Raw genomic sequence first — 15,838 nt, forward strand, 5'->3', positions numbered from 1 at the left:
GGGGCATGCCTGCCCCTGTTTCCGAGGCGGATCTCTCGTCGCCTCGTCCCTATGCGCACGACGTCGATGAGGTGGCTGCGGCCCTTCGCACCGGCGAGGACGGTCTGAGCTCGGATGAGGCCGCCGGCCGCCTCGATACCGTCGGACCCAACGTCCTCCCCGAGGCGAAGCGGACGCCCGCGTGGCTGCGCTTCCTGTCGCACTTCAACGACACCCTGATCTACATCCTGCTCGGCGCTGCGGCGATCAAGGCCGTGATGGCCGATTGGCTCGACGTCTGGGTCATCCTCGCCGTCGCGATCATCAACGCCGTCATCGGCTTCGCCCAGGAAGGTCGGGCCGAGAAGGCCTTGGCCGGCATCCGGGGCATGCTGTCGTCCGAGGCGAGCGTGCGCCGCGACGGCTCCTGGAGCCGCATCCCCGCCGCCGAGCTCGTGCCCGGCGACGTCGTGCGGCTCGCGCCCGGCGACAAGGTGCCGGCCGACCTGCGGCTGACCCAGGCGAGCCAGCTGCGGATCGAAGAAGCGGCGCTGACGGGCGAGTCGGTGCCCGCGTCGAAGTCGACGGCGCCGGTCGACGCCGAGGCGGGCGTGGGCGACCGGTCGTCCATGGCCTTCTCGGGCACGATCGTCTCGGCCGGACAGGGGCGGGGGATCGTCACCGGCACGGGCGCCCGCACCGAGATCGGCAAGATCCAGGAACTCGTCGGAGGAGCGGGAACGCTCACGACGCCCCTGACCCGACAGCTGGACTCTTTCGGCAAGGTGCTCACCCTCGTCATCCTCGGCATGGCTGCGGCCATGATGCTCATCGGGCGTTTCGCGCACGGGATGCCGTTCGGCGAGCTCATCTCGGCCACGATCGGCTTCGCCGTGGCCGCCATCCCCGAGGGCCTGCCCGCCCTCGTCACCATCACCCTCGCGATCGGGGTGCAGCAGATGGCACGGCGCCGCGCCATCACGCGCAAGCTCCCCGCCGTCGAGACGCTCGGGTCGGTCACCACCGTGTGCTCCGACAAGACCGGCACGCTGACCAAGAACGAGATGACCGTGCGCGGGATGGTGACCCCCGTCGCGCGATACGAGGTCTCGGGCCTCGGCTACGAGCCGACGGGCGACATCGAGCGCGTGGACGGCGGCGCGTCGGGACGCGACCTGGCGGCCTTGCTGGCCGTGGCCGATCTGTGCAACGACGCGAACCTCGTCTCAGGGGACGACGGCTGGAAGCTCGTCGGCGAGCCCACGGAGGGCGCGCTGCGCGTCGTGGCGATGAAGGGCGGTCACGCCGGTGAGGACGACGGCGTCGCTCGCATCGACGTCCTGCCCTTCGACTCCGAGAACAAGTTCATGGCGACCCTCAACCAGGGCGCCGATGGGTCGCGCGCCCTGCTCGTGAAGGGAGCACCCGACCGGCTGCTCGAGCGTTCGACCCGGCAGCGAGGCGCCGACGGCGCCGTGGCGCTCAATCGCGAGTTCTGGGAGGCGGCCGTCGCCGAGCTGAGCGCGGAGGGCCTGCGCGTGCTCGCCGCCGCCCGCAAGCCGTCGCAGCTCGACGCCGTCTCGATCGACGACGTCGACGACCTCGAGTTCCTCGGGCTGTGGGGCATCCTCGACCCGCCGCGTCCCGAGGCGATCGAGGCGATCGCGGACTGCCACCGCGCCGGCATCCGGGTGAAGATGATCACGGGCGACCACGCCGGCACGGCCGTGGCGATCAGTCGTGAAATGGGTCTCGTGGGCGAGGGCGAGCCGCGGGTGCTGACGGGCGCCGAGCTCGAGGCGCTGAGCCAGGACAAGCTGAAGGACGTCGTCCGCGATGTCGACGTCTACGCCCGCACGAGCCCGGAGCACAAGATCCGGATCGTCCGCGCGCTGCAGTCGCACGGCGAAGTCGTGGCGATGACCGGCGACGGCGTGAACGACGCTCCCGCGCTCACGCGCGCCGACGTCGGTGTCGCGATGGGCATCAAGGGCACCGAGGCGACGAAGGAAGCCGCCGAGATCGTGCTCGCCGACGACAACTTCGCGACGATCCGCTCCGCCATCCACGAGGGCCGGCGCATCTACGACAACCTGCGCAAGTCGGTCGTCTTCCTGCTTCCGACCAACGGGGCCCAGTCACTCGTCATCCTCGTGGCGATCGTCTTCGGGCTCGCGCTGCCCCTCACGCCGGTCCAGGTGCTGTGGGTCAACATGGTCACGGCCGTCACACTCTCGCTCGCGCTCGCCTACGAGCCGGCCGAGCGCGGGATCATGGATCGTCCGCCGCGCGCCAATGGCGGGTCGATCATCTCGGGACGCGAACTCGGCTTCGTCCTGATCGTGTCGCTGCTGATCGGCGGCGCGACGCTGGCGTCCTTCTCCATCGTGCGCGCGATGGGCACCGACCTGGAGGGCGCGCGCACCGTCGCGGTCTCGGTGCTCGCGCTGGGCCAGCTGGCCTTCCTGTTGAACTGCCGGTTCCTGCGCCGGTCGAGCCTGACGATGGACGTGCTGCGCGGAAACCCCGTCATCTGGTGGTCGGCCGGCGCGCTGATCCTGCTGCAGCTGCTCTACACCTACGTGCCGTTCATGAACGCGCTGTTCGAGTCGCGTCCGCTCGCCCCCCAGGGCTGGTTGCTGCCGATCGCGTTCGCCATCGTCATCTTCTTCGCGGTCGAGGGTCTGAAGGCGCTGCGGCCCATCGGGGATCCGATGCAAACGCATAAGGTTTCCTGATGAGTGGGCGGGGAGGGGGCCGCTAGCGTGAGAGCAGCCCATCTCCCCGGAGGGCACGACACAGGAGGACCCGCCATGATCCGCACCACTGCCGTTCCCCGTCCGTTGCGCGTCACCGCCGCTGCGGCATCCGTCGCCGGCCTCGCCCTGCTGGCGGGTTGTGCGGGCGCGTCCGATGCGGAAGAGCCCGCCGCCGGCGCCGACCAGCCCTCGTCCGCCACCACGCCCGTAGCGGGCGGAAGCACCGGCTCCGCGGGCGGCGGGACCTACACCGACGGCTCGTACACCGCCGAGGGCAGCTATCAGACGCCCGAAGGCCCGGAGACGATCACGGTGACGCTCACGATCGCGTCGGACGCGGTCACCGACGTCGAGGTCGTCGGCGAACCGACGCGTCGCGAGAGCAAGCAGTACCAGGAGGAGTTCATCGGCGGTATCGACGACCTGGTCGTCGGCAAGAGCCTCGATGACATCGAGGTCGACCGCGTCGCCGGATCGTCGCTGACCAGCGGCGGGTTCAACGCGGCGGTCGAGGAGATCCGCACCGACGCAGCGGCATGACCGCCGACGCCGTCCCGGCGCAGCGCTGGGACTTCGAGGCGATCGGCACGACCTGGCGCATCGACAGCGCGACCCCGCTCGGCGAAGGCGATCGTGTCGCGGTCAGCGCCGTCATCGACGCCTTCGATCGCGCGTGGTCGCGCTTCCGCGCCGACTCGGTCGTCCGCCGCATCGCGTCCGGGGGATCCGCCGCCGCCCCGGACGACGCCGGCGACCTGCTCGCGATGTACGCCGCGCTCGACGAGGCGACGGCCGGAGCGGTCAATCCGCTCGTCGGCGACGCGCTCGCGCGGCGCGGCTACGACGCGGACTACTCGCTGCGCGACCGCGGGGCCGAGTCCGCGCCGACCGACTGGCGGGAGATCCTGGATGCCGCGAACGGGCGGCTCACGCTCCGCCGCCCGGCCACGATCGACATCGGCGCGGTGGGCAAAGGCCGGCTCGTCGACCTCGTCGTCGCGGTACTGCAGGCCCGCGTGCGCGGCTGGCTCGTGGTCGACGCGAGCGGCGACCTCGCCGTTCGCGGCATCCGGCAGCGCATCGCGCTCGAGCACCCGTTCGACGCGACGCGAGCGATCGGGATCTGGTCGATCGCCGACGCGGCCCTGTGCGCCTCGGCGGTGAACCGCCGGACATGGGGCGACGGACTTCATCATGTGCTCGACGCCCGCACCGGCCAGCCGGTGCGCGCCTATGCCGCGACGTGGGCGGTCGCCGCGGATGCCTTGACGGCCGATGCCGTCGCCACCGCCCTGTTCTTCGATGGTGGTCCGCGATTCGCCGCGGGCCGCGACGCGTCGTGGGTGCGGATGCGCACCGAGGGCACGGTCGAATGGTCCCCTGACTGCGAAGCGGAGCTGTTCTCATGACCTCTCTCACCGCCGCCCGGAACCGCGCCGTCGGCGCCCTCGGACGCGTCTCGATGTACCGGCTCGTGCTGCTGGCGCTGGCGGTGCTCGCCGTCATCGCCTTCGCGCTCACCCTCGTCGGCGAGCTCGCGGGCGATCCGCTGGCCTTGCCTGTCTCCCTCGCCGTCCTCGTCGGGGCGATCGCGCTCGTCGACGTCGGGGCGCAGCGCCTGCTCGGTCGAGCGTGGCGCATCGAGTCGGCGGTGATCACGGCGCTCATCCTGCTCTTCGTGCTGCGACCGACACTCGACCCCGCCGGGCTCGTGGGCATCGCGATCGCCGGTGCCGTGGCATCCGCATCCAAGTACGCGCTGGCCTGGCGCGGCCGCCACATCTTCAACCCGGCCGCCGCGGGCGCGACGGCTCTGACCGTGCTGAGCATCCCGTTCCCCGACCTGGGCGCCTCGGCCTGGTGGGTGGGCACACCCCTGCTCGCGCTGCCGGTGCTCGTCCTGGGCGGTATCGTGCTCGTCCGCACCGAGAAGGTCCGGGTGGTGGCGGTGTTCCTCGTCGTCGCGGTCGGTGTCGCCCTCGTGCGCACGTTCGTGCAGTACGGCGGGGCCGACATCCCCGTCGACGCGCAGATCCTCGGACAGGTGCTGTTGTCGTCGCCGTTCCTGTTCCTCGGCGCGTTCATGCTGTCCGAGCCGCTCACGCTGCCCCCGCGCCGATCGCAGCAGTATCTGGTCGCGGCGCTCGTCGGTGCCCTCGCCGGCTGGCCGATCCTCATCGGCGAGATCAGCCTGGGTCAGGAGCGCGCGCTGCTCGTGGGCAACCTGCTCGCGTTCTTCTTCGCGTGGCGCGCGGCCGTCCGGCTGACCTTCGTCGAACGACGTGCGCTGACGCCGTCCGTGCGCGAACTGTCGTTCCGTGCGCACCGGGGGTTCCGGTTCCGGCCCGGTCAGTACCTCGAGCTCGAGGTACCGCACCGGCGCCCCGACGCGCGCGGCACCCGACGGGAGTTCTCCATCGTCTCGGCGCCCGCCGAGCTGCCCGAGGTGCGGATCGCCCTACGCGAAGGATCGCAGTCGAGCTACAAGCAAGCGCTCGCGCGGGTCGAGCCCGGCCAGGCGCTGCCGGTCACCGGTGTCTGGGGCGACTTCGTCCTCCCGGCGCGGACCGACGCGAAGGTGCTGCTCGTGGCCGCGGGCATCGGCGTGACGCCGTTCGTCTCGCAGCTGCGTCAGGCGCGCCTGGCCGGCGAGCACCGCGACATCGTGATGGTCTACGTGGCCTCGGCCGCGGAGGAGTTGGCGTTCCGCGACGACATCGTCGCCGCGGGCATCCCGGTGCTGGTCGTCACCCGCGACGAGCCGCACGATCTTCCGAGCGGCTGGCGGTGGTCCGGGGGAGCCCGCCTGGATGCGGCGGGGCTGGTCGACCTCGTTCCCGACCTGGCCGAGCGTCACGCCTACATCTCGGGACCGCCGCGGCTGATCGCCGAGCTCGCCCCGGCGCTGGCGCGGGCGCGTTCGCTCACGACCGACGCCTTCGCGGGCTACTGAGCCCCGCGGGTGACTGATCCGGCGGGCTACCGAGCCCGCCGGATCACGGAACCGCCGGCTCGGTGCCCGGCGCCGGGTCGGCCGGTCGCGCCGTTAGGCGCAGCTCGAAGGCTGTCGAACCCGGCTCGCTGTGCACCGTGAGCGAGCCGCCGTGCGCTGCGACGATCGCGCGAGCGATCGAGAGGCCGAGGCCCGTGCCGCCGGTTTGACGGGCGCGCGACCGGTCGGCGCGCGAGAAGCGCTCGAAGATATCGTCGGCGAGGGCGGGGTCGATGCCCGGGCCGTCGTCGTGCACCGTGAGCACGGCGTTGCCGTCGTCGAGCCGCACCGAGGTGGTCACGGTCGTGCCGGCCGGGGTGTGCACGCGCGCGTTCGCGAGCAGGTTGGCCACGACTTGGGCGATGCGGGTGGCATCGCCGGCGACGACGACCGGTTCATCGCCGACCTCGAGCCGCCACTCGTGGTCCTGACCTGCCGCGCGGGCGTCGGCGACGCAGTCGACTGCGAGGGCCGTGAGATCGATGGTCCCGTAGACGAGCTCCTGGCCCTCGTCGAGGCGGGCGAGGAGCAGCAGGTCCTCAACGAGCCTCGTCATCCGCAGCGACTGCGCCTGGATCCGCTCGAGCGCCGAGGTGGTGGTCTCTTCGACGCCGGGGACGCCCTGGCGCATCGCGCGCAGCGAGAGCTCCGAGTACCCGCGGATGGACGCGAGCGGGGTGCGGAGTTCGTGGCTCGCGTCGGCGACGAACGAGCGCATGCGCTCCTCGTTGCGCTGGCGTGCGACCAGCGAGGAGTCGACGTGGTTGAGCAGGGTGTTCAGCGCGGCCCCGACGCGGCCGATCTCGTCGTGATCGTCGGCCTCTTCGGCGGGGACGCGTTCGGTGATCGACACGGCTCCTTGGGCGAGGGGGAGCGCCGCGACCCGCGAGGCCGTATCGGCGACCACGCGCAGGGGACGCAGCGAGCGTTGGATGACCACCGCGATGGCCGCGCTCAGCAGCAGCAGGCCGCCCGTGGTCACCACGGTGATGGTGGTGACCAGACGGGCGACCGTCGAGTCCACCTCGGCGAGGGGCAGGCCCGCGAGTCCCGACACATCACCGGCTGAGAACGACACCACCCGGTAGGCGCCGAGGCCGGGGAGTTCGACGGTGGTCGGAGCCATGTTCGGGTCGACCGACGCGAGCTGCGAGAACTGGCGCGGCGACAGGCCGCGGATACCGTCTTCGTCGTAGGTCGCCGCCGTCGTCTGCCCGGTGGGGCTCTGCACGAGCAGGGTGTAGCCGTGGGGAAGGCCGCCCGTGCCCAGGATCGCCTCGTCGGCGGTGCGCGCGCGCAGCACGTAGCTGTTGTTGTCGAACAGCTGCAGACCGACGGTCAGGGTCCGCACGTTCGACTCGACGGTGCCGATGAGGACGGTGCCGATCGTTGTCGACAGTCCGACCGCGCTCGCGACGAGGGTGAGGGCGACGATGCTGACGACGGTGAGCATGAGGCGCGTCTGCAGACTCCACCGTCGCCACAGGCCGTGCAGCGGGCGACGGTCGCCGCCGCGGGGATCGGCGTCGACCGCTGCGTCGCCGACCGGGGCGGTCGGGGTCATTGCGGCGCTTTGATCATGTAGCCGACGCCTCGCACCGTGTGGATGAGGGGCTCGCGGCCGGCGTCGATCTTCTTGCGCAGATACGAGATGTACAGCTCGACGACCGACGAGCGTCCGCCGAAGTCGTAGTTCCAGACGCGGTCGAGGATCTGCGCCTTCGAGACCACGCGGCGCTGATTGCGCATGAGGTAGCGCAGCAGCTCGAATTCCGTCGCCGTGAGCTCGATCGGTGTCCCGCCGCGCTCGATCTCGTGCGAGTCCTCGTTGAGCGAGAGGTCGCCCACCCGCAGGACGGGGTCGACACCCCCCGCCGTGGCGGTGCCCGCGCGACGCATCAGCCCGCGCAGCCGTGCCACGACCTCCTCGAGGCTGAAGGGCTTGGTGACGTAGTCGTCACCGCCGGCGGTGAGGCCCGCCACACGGTCGGCGACGGCATCCTTCGCGGTGAGGAACAGGACGGGGACGTCGTCGCCGGACTGGCGGAGGCGCTGCAGCACCGCCATCCCGTCGAGGTCGGGCATCATGATGTCGAGCACCATCGCGTCCGGTCCGAACTCGCGGGCCTCGGACAGCGCCTCGAAGCCGGACGAGGCAGTGCGGACCTCCCAACCCTCCATCTTCAGCGCCATCGACAGCAGGTCGGTGAGCATCTGCTCGTCATCGACGACGAGCACGCGCAGCGGAGAACCGTCGGGACGCTGGAGAGGTGCGGGTGCGGGGGTGGTCATGACCCCATTGTGAGGTGTCAGCTATGGAGAAGCTATGGACACGGCTATGCCCCGGCTGTGAGCGGCGGCACCGCCTACAGTGACGGGATGACAGTCGTGCAGGCCTCGGTCTACGTCGCGGGCGAACCGGTCGAGACGGATCTCGATCCCGTTCGGGCTCTCGAGCGCGCGCGGGGGCGAGGCGGCTTCGCCTGGATCTCGCTGGTCGACGCCGAGGACGAGCTCGTCGGTCGCATCATGAGCGACCTCGGTCTGCATCCGATCGCTTCGCGCGAGAGCCTGCGCTCGCACCAGCGTTCGCTGTTCGAGCGGTACGGCGACGACCTCTTCGTCGTCCTCCAGCCCGCACGCTATGACGACGCCGCCGAGACCGTGCGCTGCGACGAGATCGACGTGATCGCCTCCCGCGATCTCATCGTGACGGTGACCCGGACCGACCGGATCGACCTCGGCGACGTCCGGCAGCGGGTCGAGGCGCACCCCGACCTCGCTCGCCACGGCACGACGGCGGTGCTGTGGGTGCTGTTCGAGTGCGTGATCACCGGGTACCGCGCCGTGCTCGACGGTGTGGAGAACGACATCGACGAGATCGAGGACCAGCTCTTCGGCGACGACCCGGGCGTGCCTCGTCGCATCTTCGATCTGCAGCGCGAGGTCATCGACCTCGCTCACGCGACGACGCCCCTGCCGGACGTGCTGTCGCGGCTGGACGACGCGACCGCGGGCGACGAGAAGGTGTCCGGGGTGTGGGAGAGCGCTCGTGGCAGGGCGCAGTATGTCGCGGATCGCGTCCAGTCCATGCGCCACACCCTCGACAATGCGCTGACGATCCACGCCACGCTCGTGAACCAGCGGCTCGACGAGAAGATGGCCGATCTCACCGTCGTCCAGGTGCGTCAGAACGATCAGGTGAAGAAGATCTCGTCGTGGGCGGCCATCGGGTTCGCCCCCACCTTCGTCGCGAGCCTGTACGGCATGAACTTCCGCTTCATGCCCGAGCTCGATCAGCCGTGGGGCTACCCGATGGCGCTCGCCCTCATGGCGCTCCTCAGCGCCGGGCTCTTCGGGATCTTCAAGCGCAACGACTGGCTCTGACGTCGAGGAACCGACCGGCCTCGCACGACGAAGGCCCCGTCGAGCGGACATGCTCGCCGGGGCCTTCGTCGACCCGGAGGTCGGGGTCAGTGCGTGTCTTCGGCCTCGACCTCGGAGCGGTCGCCCGACCACAGCGTGTGGAAGGTGCCGTCCTTGTCGATCCGCTTGTAGGTGTGCGCGCCGAAGAAGTCGCGCTGCCCCTGGATGAGGGCCGCGGGGAGGCGCTCGGCACGCAGGCCGTCGTAGTACGACAGCGACGAGCTGAACGCGGGAGCCGGGATGCCGGCGCCGGCGGCGACCTGCACGATGTGGCGCCAGGCGTCCTGGGCGCGGCCCAGCGCCTCGACGAAGTATGGCGCCGTCAGCAGGACCGGCAGCTCGGCCTCGGCGGCGTACGCGTCGGCGATCCGGTTGAGGAACTGGGCGCGGATGATGCAGCCGCCGCGCCAGATCTTCGACACGGCGCCGAGGTCGATGTTCCAGCCGTACTGGGCGGCTCCGGCGCGGATCTCGTCGAATCCCTGCGAGTAGGCGACGATCTTCGACGCGTACAGCGCCAGGCGCACCTGCTCGATGAACGCGTCGGCGTCCTCGACGGTGAACGCGGCGTCGTCGGGGCCGGGCAGTGAGCCCGAGACGTCGCGCTGCTCGCGGTGGCTCGAGAGCGAGCGTGCGAACACGGCCTCGGCGATGCCCGACACCGGGACGCCGAGGTCGAGCGCGGTCTGCACCGTCCAGGCACCCGTGCCCTTGGCGCCGGCCTGGTCGACGATGACGTCGACGAGCGGCTGACCCGTCGCGGCATCCGTCTGGCGCAGCACCTCGGCGGTGATCTCGATGAGGTACGACTCGAGCTCGCCGCGGTTCCACTCGGCGAAGATGTCGGCGATCTCGGCGGGCGACTTGCCCGTGCCGCGACGGATGAGGTCGTACGCCTCGGCGATGAGCTGCATGTCGGCGTACTCGATGCCGTTGTGCACCATCTTGACGAAGTGACCGGCGCCGTCGTGGCCGACGTGCGTGACGCACGGCTCTCCCTCGGCGACGGCGGCGATCGACTTCAGGATCGGGCCGAGGGTGACCCACGACTCGTCCGGGCCGCCGGGCATCAGCGAGGGGCCGAGGAGGGCTCCCTCCTCACCGCCCGAGACGCCCATGCCGACGAAGTTGAAGCCGGCCTCGCGGACCGCCTTCTCGCGGCGGATGGTGTCTGTGAACAGCGAGTTGCCGCCGTCAACGATGATGTCGCCCGGCTCGAAGACACGCATGAGCTCATCGATGACCGCATCGGTCGGCCGGCCGGCCTTCACCATGATGATCGCCGTGCGCGGCTTCTGCAGGTTCGCCGCGAACTCCTCGTACGAGAAGGCCGGCAGGAAGCCCGCTTCGGGGTGCGTCTGGACCAGCTCGTCGGTCTTGGCGCGCGAGCGGTTGAACACCGCGACGGTGTTGCCCTCGCGGCTGGCGAGGTTGCGGGCCAGGTTCGACCCCATCACGGCGAGGCCCACGACGCCGATGTTGGCGGCGCCCGAGGCCGCCTCGCTCGCGGTCGAGCTCTCGGCGGGAGTCGGGCGGTCGACATCCTCGGGACGCGGTGCGCCCTCGTGGGCGGTCGCCGCTTCGTGCGGCGCCTGATCCTGATCGGTCGAGGGTCCTGTCGGTGAGGGGGTCGACGCCATACGTAGCTCCAGGTTCGCGTGCGGGTGGGAGGTTCTGCGGGTGCGGGGCCGGAGTCCGTGCACCATGGGCAACTTTATCGGCTGCGGATCGGCTCAGGCCGTCGGTTGCAGGTCGAGGCGACGGATGACGTCGGCGACCTGCTCCTGCGGTGTCTGGTCCAGCGCGACGGCGATCGCGTTCTCGTCGGGGCCTGGCGTCTCGAGGGTCGCGAACTGCGAGTCCAGCAGGGCGGGCGGCATGAAGTGCCCCTGGCGCCGCATGAGGCGTTGGCGCACCGTCGCGGCATCCCCGTCGAGGAGCACGAACGTGACGTTGTCGCGGCGGAGCACGTCGCGGTACCGGCGGCGCAGCGCCGAGCAGGTGATGACACCGGGGCGTCCGGCGGCGGTCGTCTCGTCGATCCAGGACGCCACGACGTCGAGCCAGGGGCGCCGATCCTCGTCGTTCAGGGCATGACCGGCGGCCATCTTGGCCACGTTCGCAGCGGGGTGGAGGTCATCGCCCTCCTGGAACGCCCAGTTGAGGCGCCCGGCGAGCATCGCCGCGACGGTGGACTTCCCGGTTCCGGAGGGACCCATGAAGACGAGGACGGGGGGAGCGGATGCGGTCATGTCGAGCCTTCCTGGTCCGTTCAGACGAATGCGCTGATCACGAGGACACCGGCGAGACCGGTCACCGAGATGGTGCACTCGAGCACCGTCCATGTTTTCAGCGTCTGGGGGATGTCGAGGCCGAAGTACTCCTTGATGAGCCAGAACCCGGCGTCGTTGACGTGGCTGAGGAACACCGAGCCCGCGCCGATGGCGAGCACCAGCAGGGCGGTCATCGGTCCGTCGAGGGTCTCGGTGAGCGGCTGCAGGATGCCCGCCGCGGTGATGGTGGCCACCGTGGCCGAGCCGGTGGCGATGCGGATCACCACGGCGACGACCCAGGCGAGCACGAGCACCGAGATGGACGACCCGGCGACGAGATCGGCGATGACCTGCCCGATCCCGGTGTCGACGAGCACCTGCTTGAACCCGCCGCCGGCGCCGACGATGAGGAGGATGCCGGCGATCGGGCCGAGCGACGAGCCCACGACGGCGGTGAGCCGGTCGCGGTCGAAGCCGGCGCCCCGGCCGAGGACGACGAAGCCGACGAGGACGGCGAGCAGCAGTGCGATGACCGGCATGCCGAGGAAGTCGAGCACTACCTTCCACGCGGCGGTCGATCCGGGCGCGACGATGTCGGCGACGGCCTTCAGGAGCATGAGGATGACGGGCAGAAGGATGCTGCCGAGCGTCGCGGCGAACGAGGGTCGGCGGGCCGGTTCGTCGCCCTTCTCCTCGGCTGAGACGAACAGGTCGGGCACCGGCACGGGCGCCCAGCGCGCGGCGATCGGTGCGAAGAGCGGACCGGCGATGATCACGGCGGGGATAGCCACGATGACGCCGAAGGCGAGCGTGATGCCGAGGTTGGCGCCGAGCGCGTCGATGGCTGCGAGCGGCCCGGGGTGCGGGGGTACGAGGCCGTGCATGGCCGACAGGCCGGCGAGCGTGGGGATCGCGATCTTCATGAGCGCGACGCCCGACCGGCGGGCCACCAGGATGATGACGGGGACGAGCAGCACGAGGCCGACCTCGAAGAACATCGGCAGGCCGATGATCGCGCCGATGAGGCCCATCACCCACGGCAGGCTGCGGGGCGTCGCGCGGGCGACCAGGGTGTCGACGATGCGGTCCGCCCCACCGGAGTCGGCCAGCAGCTTGCCGTAGATCGCGCCGAGTGCGACGAGGATGCCGACACCGCCCATGGTGGAGCCGAAGCCGCCGGTGAAGCTCGAGACCGTGTCGGCGATCGCGAGGCCCGCGATCAGGCCCGTCGTCAGGGCGCCGATGGTCAGCGCGAGGAACGGATGGAGCTTCGCCCAGGTGATGAGGACGACGATGAGCGCGACACCGATGAGGGCAGCGCCGATGAGCTGACCGGCCGGGGCGGGGGAGGCGGACTCGGCTGCAGCGATGACGAGCGAGGACGGCGGGGGGAGGAGGGCCATGAGCATCCTTGGTCTGGCGGGCGGCATCCGAGCCGCGGGTCTATTTGTCGTACATGAAAGCACATTCGCGTCGGTCATGCACGACATCAGCCGGAGATGACCGCCGTCCGCCGGGCATAATCGGAGCATGACGCAGCGACCCGCGCCCGCCTCGGTCCACGACGCGCTCGTCGAGCGCGTGGGCGCGGCGATCGTGCACGGCCGGTATACCGCGGGCTCCCGCCTCGTCACCGCCGAACTCGCCGAGGGGTCGTCGCGCGGCGCCGGCCGTGAGGCGGTCCGCGTGCTCGAATCGCTCGGGCTCGTGCGGGCGCGGCGGAAGACGGGCGTCGAGGTGCAGCCGGAGTCCGCGTGGAACGTGCACGCACCCGAGGTGATCCGGTGGCGACTGGCCGGCCCCGGGCGCGACGCCCAACTGCGGGAGCTCAGCCAGCTGCGCGGCGGCATCGAGCCGCTCGCGGCGCGCCTGGCCGCCGTCCATGCGAACGACGATCAGCGGCGCGACCTCGTCGATGCGGTGATGGACATGGCGCGGACCGAGCACGATGCCAACGGGGCGGTCTATCTGTCGGCCGACATCCGCTTCCACCGGACCCTGCTCGCGGCATCGGGCAACACGATGTTCGCTGCGCTCGGATCGGTCGTCGAAGCCGTGCTCGCCGGCCGGACGCAGCACCACCTCATGCCGCACGACGCGAACCCGCTCGCGGTGCGCTGGCACCAGGACGTCGCTTTCGCGATCGCGGGCGGGCGGCCCAGCGAAGCGGCGGCGGCGATGGGGCTCATCGTGGCCGAGGCCGACGATGCGATGCGCGAAGCGGCGGGCCACTGACCCGCCGCTCGGCGATCAGCCCTTGCGGTAGCCCTGGCGCCCCATCGAGAAGAGCGCGAGCGAGACCGAGACGATCGACCCGGCGGTCATCAGACCGATGACCCAGACGAGCACGTGCGAGAACCAGCCGTATTCCATTTTTCCTCCGGGCGTGAGTCGACGACTCGTCCAGCCTACCCAGCGCTGGTAGAGTGGTGCCGTACTTCGGCGAGGGATGCCGCGTGCCTGCGCTTCGGCGGGGACCGGGATCCGTGATCGACGAGGGTGTGTGCAGGACGTTTCCTCTCCACGCGCTCGCGATCGCGTCGAACCCGCATACCGCTAGCAGGGCCGCGAAGGCCCACAAGGAGAGAAGCATGTCCACCGAGACCGACACCCAGGTCGTCGCCGAGACGCGCACCAACTTCGGCAAGGGCTTCGCCCGCCGTCTGCGTGCCGCCGGCAAGATCCCCGCCGTCATCTACGGCCACGGCACCGACCCCGTGCACGTCGCCCTTCCGGGCCACCAGATGCTGCTGCTCGTGCGCCGCGCGAACGCGGTCATCGAGCTGTCGATCGACGGCGCGAGCCAGCTCGTGCTCGTCAAGGACGTCCAGCGCGACCCGGTGCGCCAGATCATCGAGCACATCGACCTCCTCGTCGTGAAGAAGGGCGAGAAGGTCCAGGTCGACGTTCCCGTCGTCGTCACCGGCGCGCCCTTCGCAGGCACCATCGCGACGCAGGACGCGTCGTCGGTGTCGCTCGAGGTCGAGGCGACCCACATCCCCAGCAACGTCGAGGTCGACGTCGAGGGCCTCGAGGACGGCGCGCGCATCACCGCCGCCGACCTGACCCTGCCGCGCGGAGCCGCGCTGGTCACCGACCCCGAGACGCTCGTCGTCGCCGTGTCGGTCCCCGCCGCGACCCTGGCCGCTGTCGACGAGATCGAGGCCGCCGACGAGGCGACCGCCGCTGAGCAGGCCGACGAGGCCGAGGGCGACGAGAAGTCCGAGTAAGGCATTCGACTCCCGGAGCCCGTTCTCACCGCGGTGGGGGCGGGCTCCGTCGTTCGAGAGGGACGCTATGGCAGACACCTGGCTGATCGTGGGGCTCGGCAATCCCGGGCCGCGCTACGCGGCGACACGCCACAACATCGGGCAGATGGTCATCGACGAGCTCGCCCGACGACGCGGCGACACGCTGCGCTCGCACAAGGCGAACGCCTGGGCCGCCGAGACGTGGCTGCGTCCCGGTGCGGCCAAGCTGGTCCTGGCCAAGCCGAAGACCTTCATGAACGTCTCGGGCGGCCCCGCCGCGGCGTTGGCCGGCTTCTACGGCGTGGAGCCGGGACACGTGATCGTCGTCCACGACGAGCTCGACATCCCGTTCGACACCATCAAGCTCAAGACCGGCGGGGGACACGGCGGCCACAACGGCGTCCGTGACATCGCGAAGGCGCTCGGCACCCCCGAGTTCGCTCGGGTGCGGGTCGGGATCGGCCGGCCGCCGGGATCGCAGGATCCGGCCGACTGGGTGCTCGACCCGTTCTCGTCCGCCGAGCGCAAGACGCTCGGCATTCTCATCTCGGATGCCGCCGACGCCGTCGAGACCGTCGTCGACGACGGCCTCCTCGCCGCGCAGCAGCGCTACCACGCTCCGCGCTGATCCCGTCCCACGGCCGGCCGGCCGGCGCCGCGTGCGGGTGTCAGCTCGTGGCGAAGAGAGTCGCGGACGCGACGGCGACGGCGGCGACCGGCGCGCCGAGGGCGACGGCCACGGCGCCGATGCCGAACCCGCGTCCGGTGCGGCGAACGATCGCGACGAGCCCGAGCACGAGAGCAGTCAGACCCGCGACGGCGCACGTCCACGCGGTGATCTCGCCCACGAGTACCCACCCGCGCACGGGGGTGAGCGCGCTGAGGTCGCCCTCGCCGTCGAGCCAGCCGACGAATGCGCCCGTGGTCCCCAGTTGTGCCGCGACCATTGCCGCCACGACGACCCCGGCGACGGCGGCCGCCGACGCGAGCAGAAGAGCGGCGATGCCGACGGCCCGGCTCGGCCGACGCGCCGGCTGATCGGGCAGACGCCCCGGCGCCGAGACGACATAGGGCGCGGCGAACGGGGTCGCGCCCGAAGACGAGGAAGTCGGCGAGGTCATCCCGCCATTGTAGGAACAGGGTCCGGCGCGCGCGGGC

General features: G+C 71.0%; 15 protein-coding genes. 8 read left to right on the forward strand and 7 right to left on the reverse strand.

The window, feature by feature from the left end; translation table 11 throughout:
* Positions 1-5 precede the first annotated feature (5 nt).
* The 4 genes from PUW82_RS08160 to PUW82_RS08175 all read left to right on the forward strand — a co-directional run bounded on the left by PUW82_RS08160 (position 6) and on the right by PUW82_RS08175 (position 5,691).
* Complete coding sequence (locus PUW82_RS08160) at positions 6-2,717, forward strand: cation-transporting P-type ATPase (protein WP_274221820.1); 2,712 nt, start codon at positions 6-8, stop codon at positions 2,715-2,717.
* Between the two features lie 75 nt (positions 2,718-2,792).
* Positions 2,793-3,278 (forward strand): FMN-binding protein, encoded by a 486-nt coding sequence (locus PUW82_RS08165; RefSeq protein WP_274221821.1) that lies wholly within the window; start codon positions 2,793-2,795, stop codon positions 3,276-3,278.
* Positions 3,275-4,147 carry an FAD:protein FMN transferase gene (locus tag PUW82_RS08170; protein WP_274221822.1) on the forward strand — a complete coding sequence of 291 codons (873 nt, stop codon included), beginning with the start codon at positions 3,275-3,277 and terminating at the stop codon, positions 4,145-4,147. Before PUW82_RS08165 ends, PUW82_RS08170 begins: the two co-directional genes overlap by 4 nt.
* Complete coding sequence (locus tag PUW82_RS08175; RefSeq protein WP_274221823.1) at positions 4,144-5,691, forward strand: FAD-dependent oxidoreductase; 1,548 nt, start codon at positions 4,144-4,146, stop codon at positions 5,689-5,691. The genes PUW82_RS08170 and PUW82_RS08175 overlap by 4 nt, the downstream gene beginning before the upstream one ends.
* Before the next feature lie 43 nt (positions 5,692-5,734).
* Here PUW82_RS08175 and PUW82_RS08180 read toward each other — a convergent pair whose 3' ends face one another.
* Positions 5,735-7,294 carry a sensor histidine kinase gene (locus tag PUW82_RS08180; protein WP_337994549.1) on the reverse strand — a complete coding sequence of 520 codons (1,560 nt, stop codon included), beginning with the start codon at positions 7,292-7,294 and terminating at the stop codon, positions 5,735-5,737.
* Complete coding sequence (locus PUW82_RS08185) at positions 7,291-8,022, reverse strand: response regulator transcription factor (protein ID WP_274221824.1); 732 nt, start codon at positions 8,020-8,022, stop codon at positions 7,291-7,293. The genes PUW82_RS08180 and PUW82_RS08185 overlap by 4 nt, the downstream gene beginning before the upstream one ends.
* Positions 8,023-8,109: 87 nt before the next feature.
* On the opposite strand from PUW82_RS08185, the gene PUW82_RS08190 reads away from it, so the two are divergent.
* Entirely contained in the window at positions 8,110-9,117 is a 1,008-nt protein-coding gene (locus PUW82_RS08190; protein ID WP_274221825.1) for a magnesium and cobalt transport protein CorA, read from the forward strand.
* 86 nt (positions 9,118-9,203) lie between these two features.
* Here the strand turns inward: PUW82_RS08190 and gnd are convergent, their stop codons facing one another.
* The 3 genes from gnd to PUW82_RS08205 all read right to left on the reverse strand — a co-directional run bounded on the left by gnd (position 9,204) and on the right by PUW82_RS08205 (position 12,832).
* Positions 9,204-10,796 carry an NADP-dependent phosphogluconate dehydrogenase gene (gene gnd / locus PUW82_RS08195; protein WP_274221826.1) on the reverse strand — a complete coding sequence of 531 codons (1,593 nt, stop codon included), beginning with the start codon at positions 10,794-10,796 and terminating at the stop codon, positions 9,204-9,206.
* Positions 10,797-10,889: 93 nt separating this feature from the next.
* The gene (locus tag PUW82_RS08200; RefSeq protein WP_274221827.1) at positions 10,890-11,408 is read right to left on the reverse strand and encodes a gluconokinase; all 519 of its coding nucleotides are present in this window, start codon (positions 11,406-11,408) and stop codon (positions 10,890-10,892) included.
* 20 nt (positions 11,409-11,428) lie between these two features.
* Positions 11,429-12,832, reverse strand: coding sequence for a GntP family permease (locus tag PUW82_RS08205; RefSeq protein ID WP_274221828.1), 1,404 nt, complete (start codon positions 12,830-12,832; stop codon positions 11,429-11,431).
* Positions 12,833-12,959: 127 nt separating this feature from the next.
* Here PUW82_RS08205 and PUW82_RS08210 point away from each other — a divergent pair, with 127 nt between their 5' ends.
* A complete protein-coding gene (locus PUW82_RS08210; protein WP_274221829.1) occupies positions 12,960-13,664 on the forward strand; it encodes a FadR/GntR family transcriptional regulator in 705 nt (234 codons plus the stop codon).
* 15 nt (positions 13,665-13,679) lie between these two features.
* On the opposite strand, the gene PUW82_RS08215 is transcribed toward PUW82_RS08210, so the two are convergent.
* Positions 13,680-13,802: a hypothetical protein gene (locus PUW82_RS08215; protein WP_274221830.1), complete on the reverse strand. Its 123-nt coding sequence runs from the start codon at positions 13,800-13,802 to the stop codon at positions 13,680-13,682.
* Between the two features lie 218 nt (positions 13,803-14,020).
* Between PUW82_RS08215 and PUW82_RS08220 the strand changes: the two genes are divergently transcribed.
* Together PUW82_RS08220 and pth are read left to right on the forward strand one after the other, a co-directional pair.
* Entirely contained in the window at positions 14,021-14,659 is a 639-nt protein-coding gene (locus tag PUW82_RS08220; RefSeq protein ID WP_274221831.1) for a 50S ribosomal protein L25/general stress protein Ctc, read from the forward strand.
* 67 nt (positions 14,660-14,726) lie between these two features.
* Positions 14,727-15,308, forward strand: coding sequence for an aminoacyl-tRNA hydrolase (gene pth, locus PUW82_RS08225; protein WP_274221832.1), 582 nt, complete (start codon positions 14,727-14,729; stop codon positions 15,306-15,308).
* Positions 15,309-15,348: 40 nt separating this feature from the next.
* On the opposite strand, the gene PUW82_RS08230 is transcribed toward pth, so the two are convergent.
* A complete protein-coding gene (locus tag PUW82_RS08230) occupies positions 15,349-15,801 on the reverse strand; it encodes a hypothetical protein (protein ID WP_274221833.1) in 453 nt (150 codons plus the stop codon).
* Positions 15,802-15,838 lie beyond the last annotated feature (37 nt).

The sequence above is a fragment of the Microbacterium thalli genome (assembly GCF_028737325.1).
In the GTDB taxonomy this organism is placed as follows: domain Bacteria; phylum Actinomycetota; class Actinomycetes; order Actinomycetales; family Microbacteriaceae; genus Microbacterium; species Microbacterium thalli.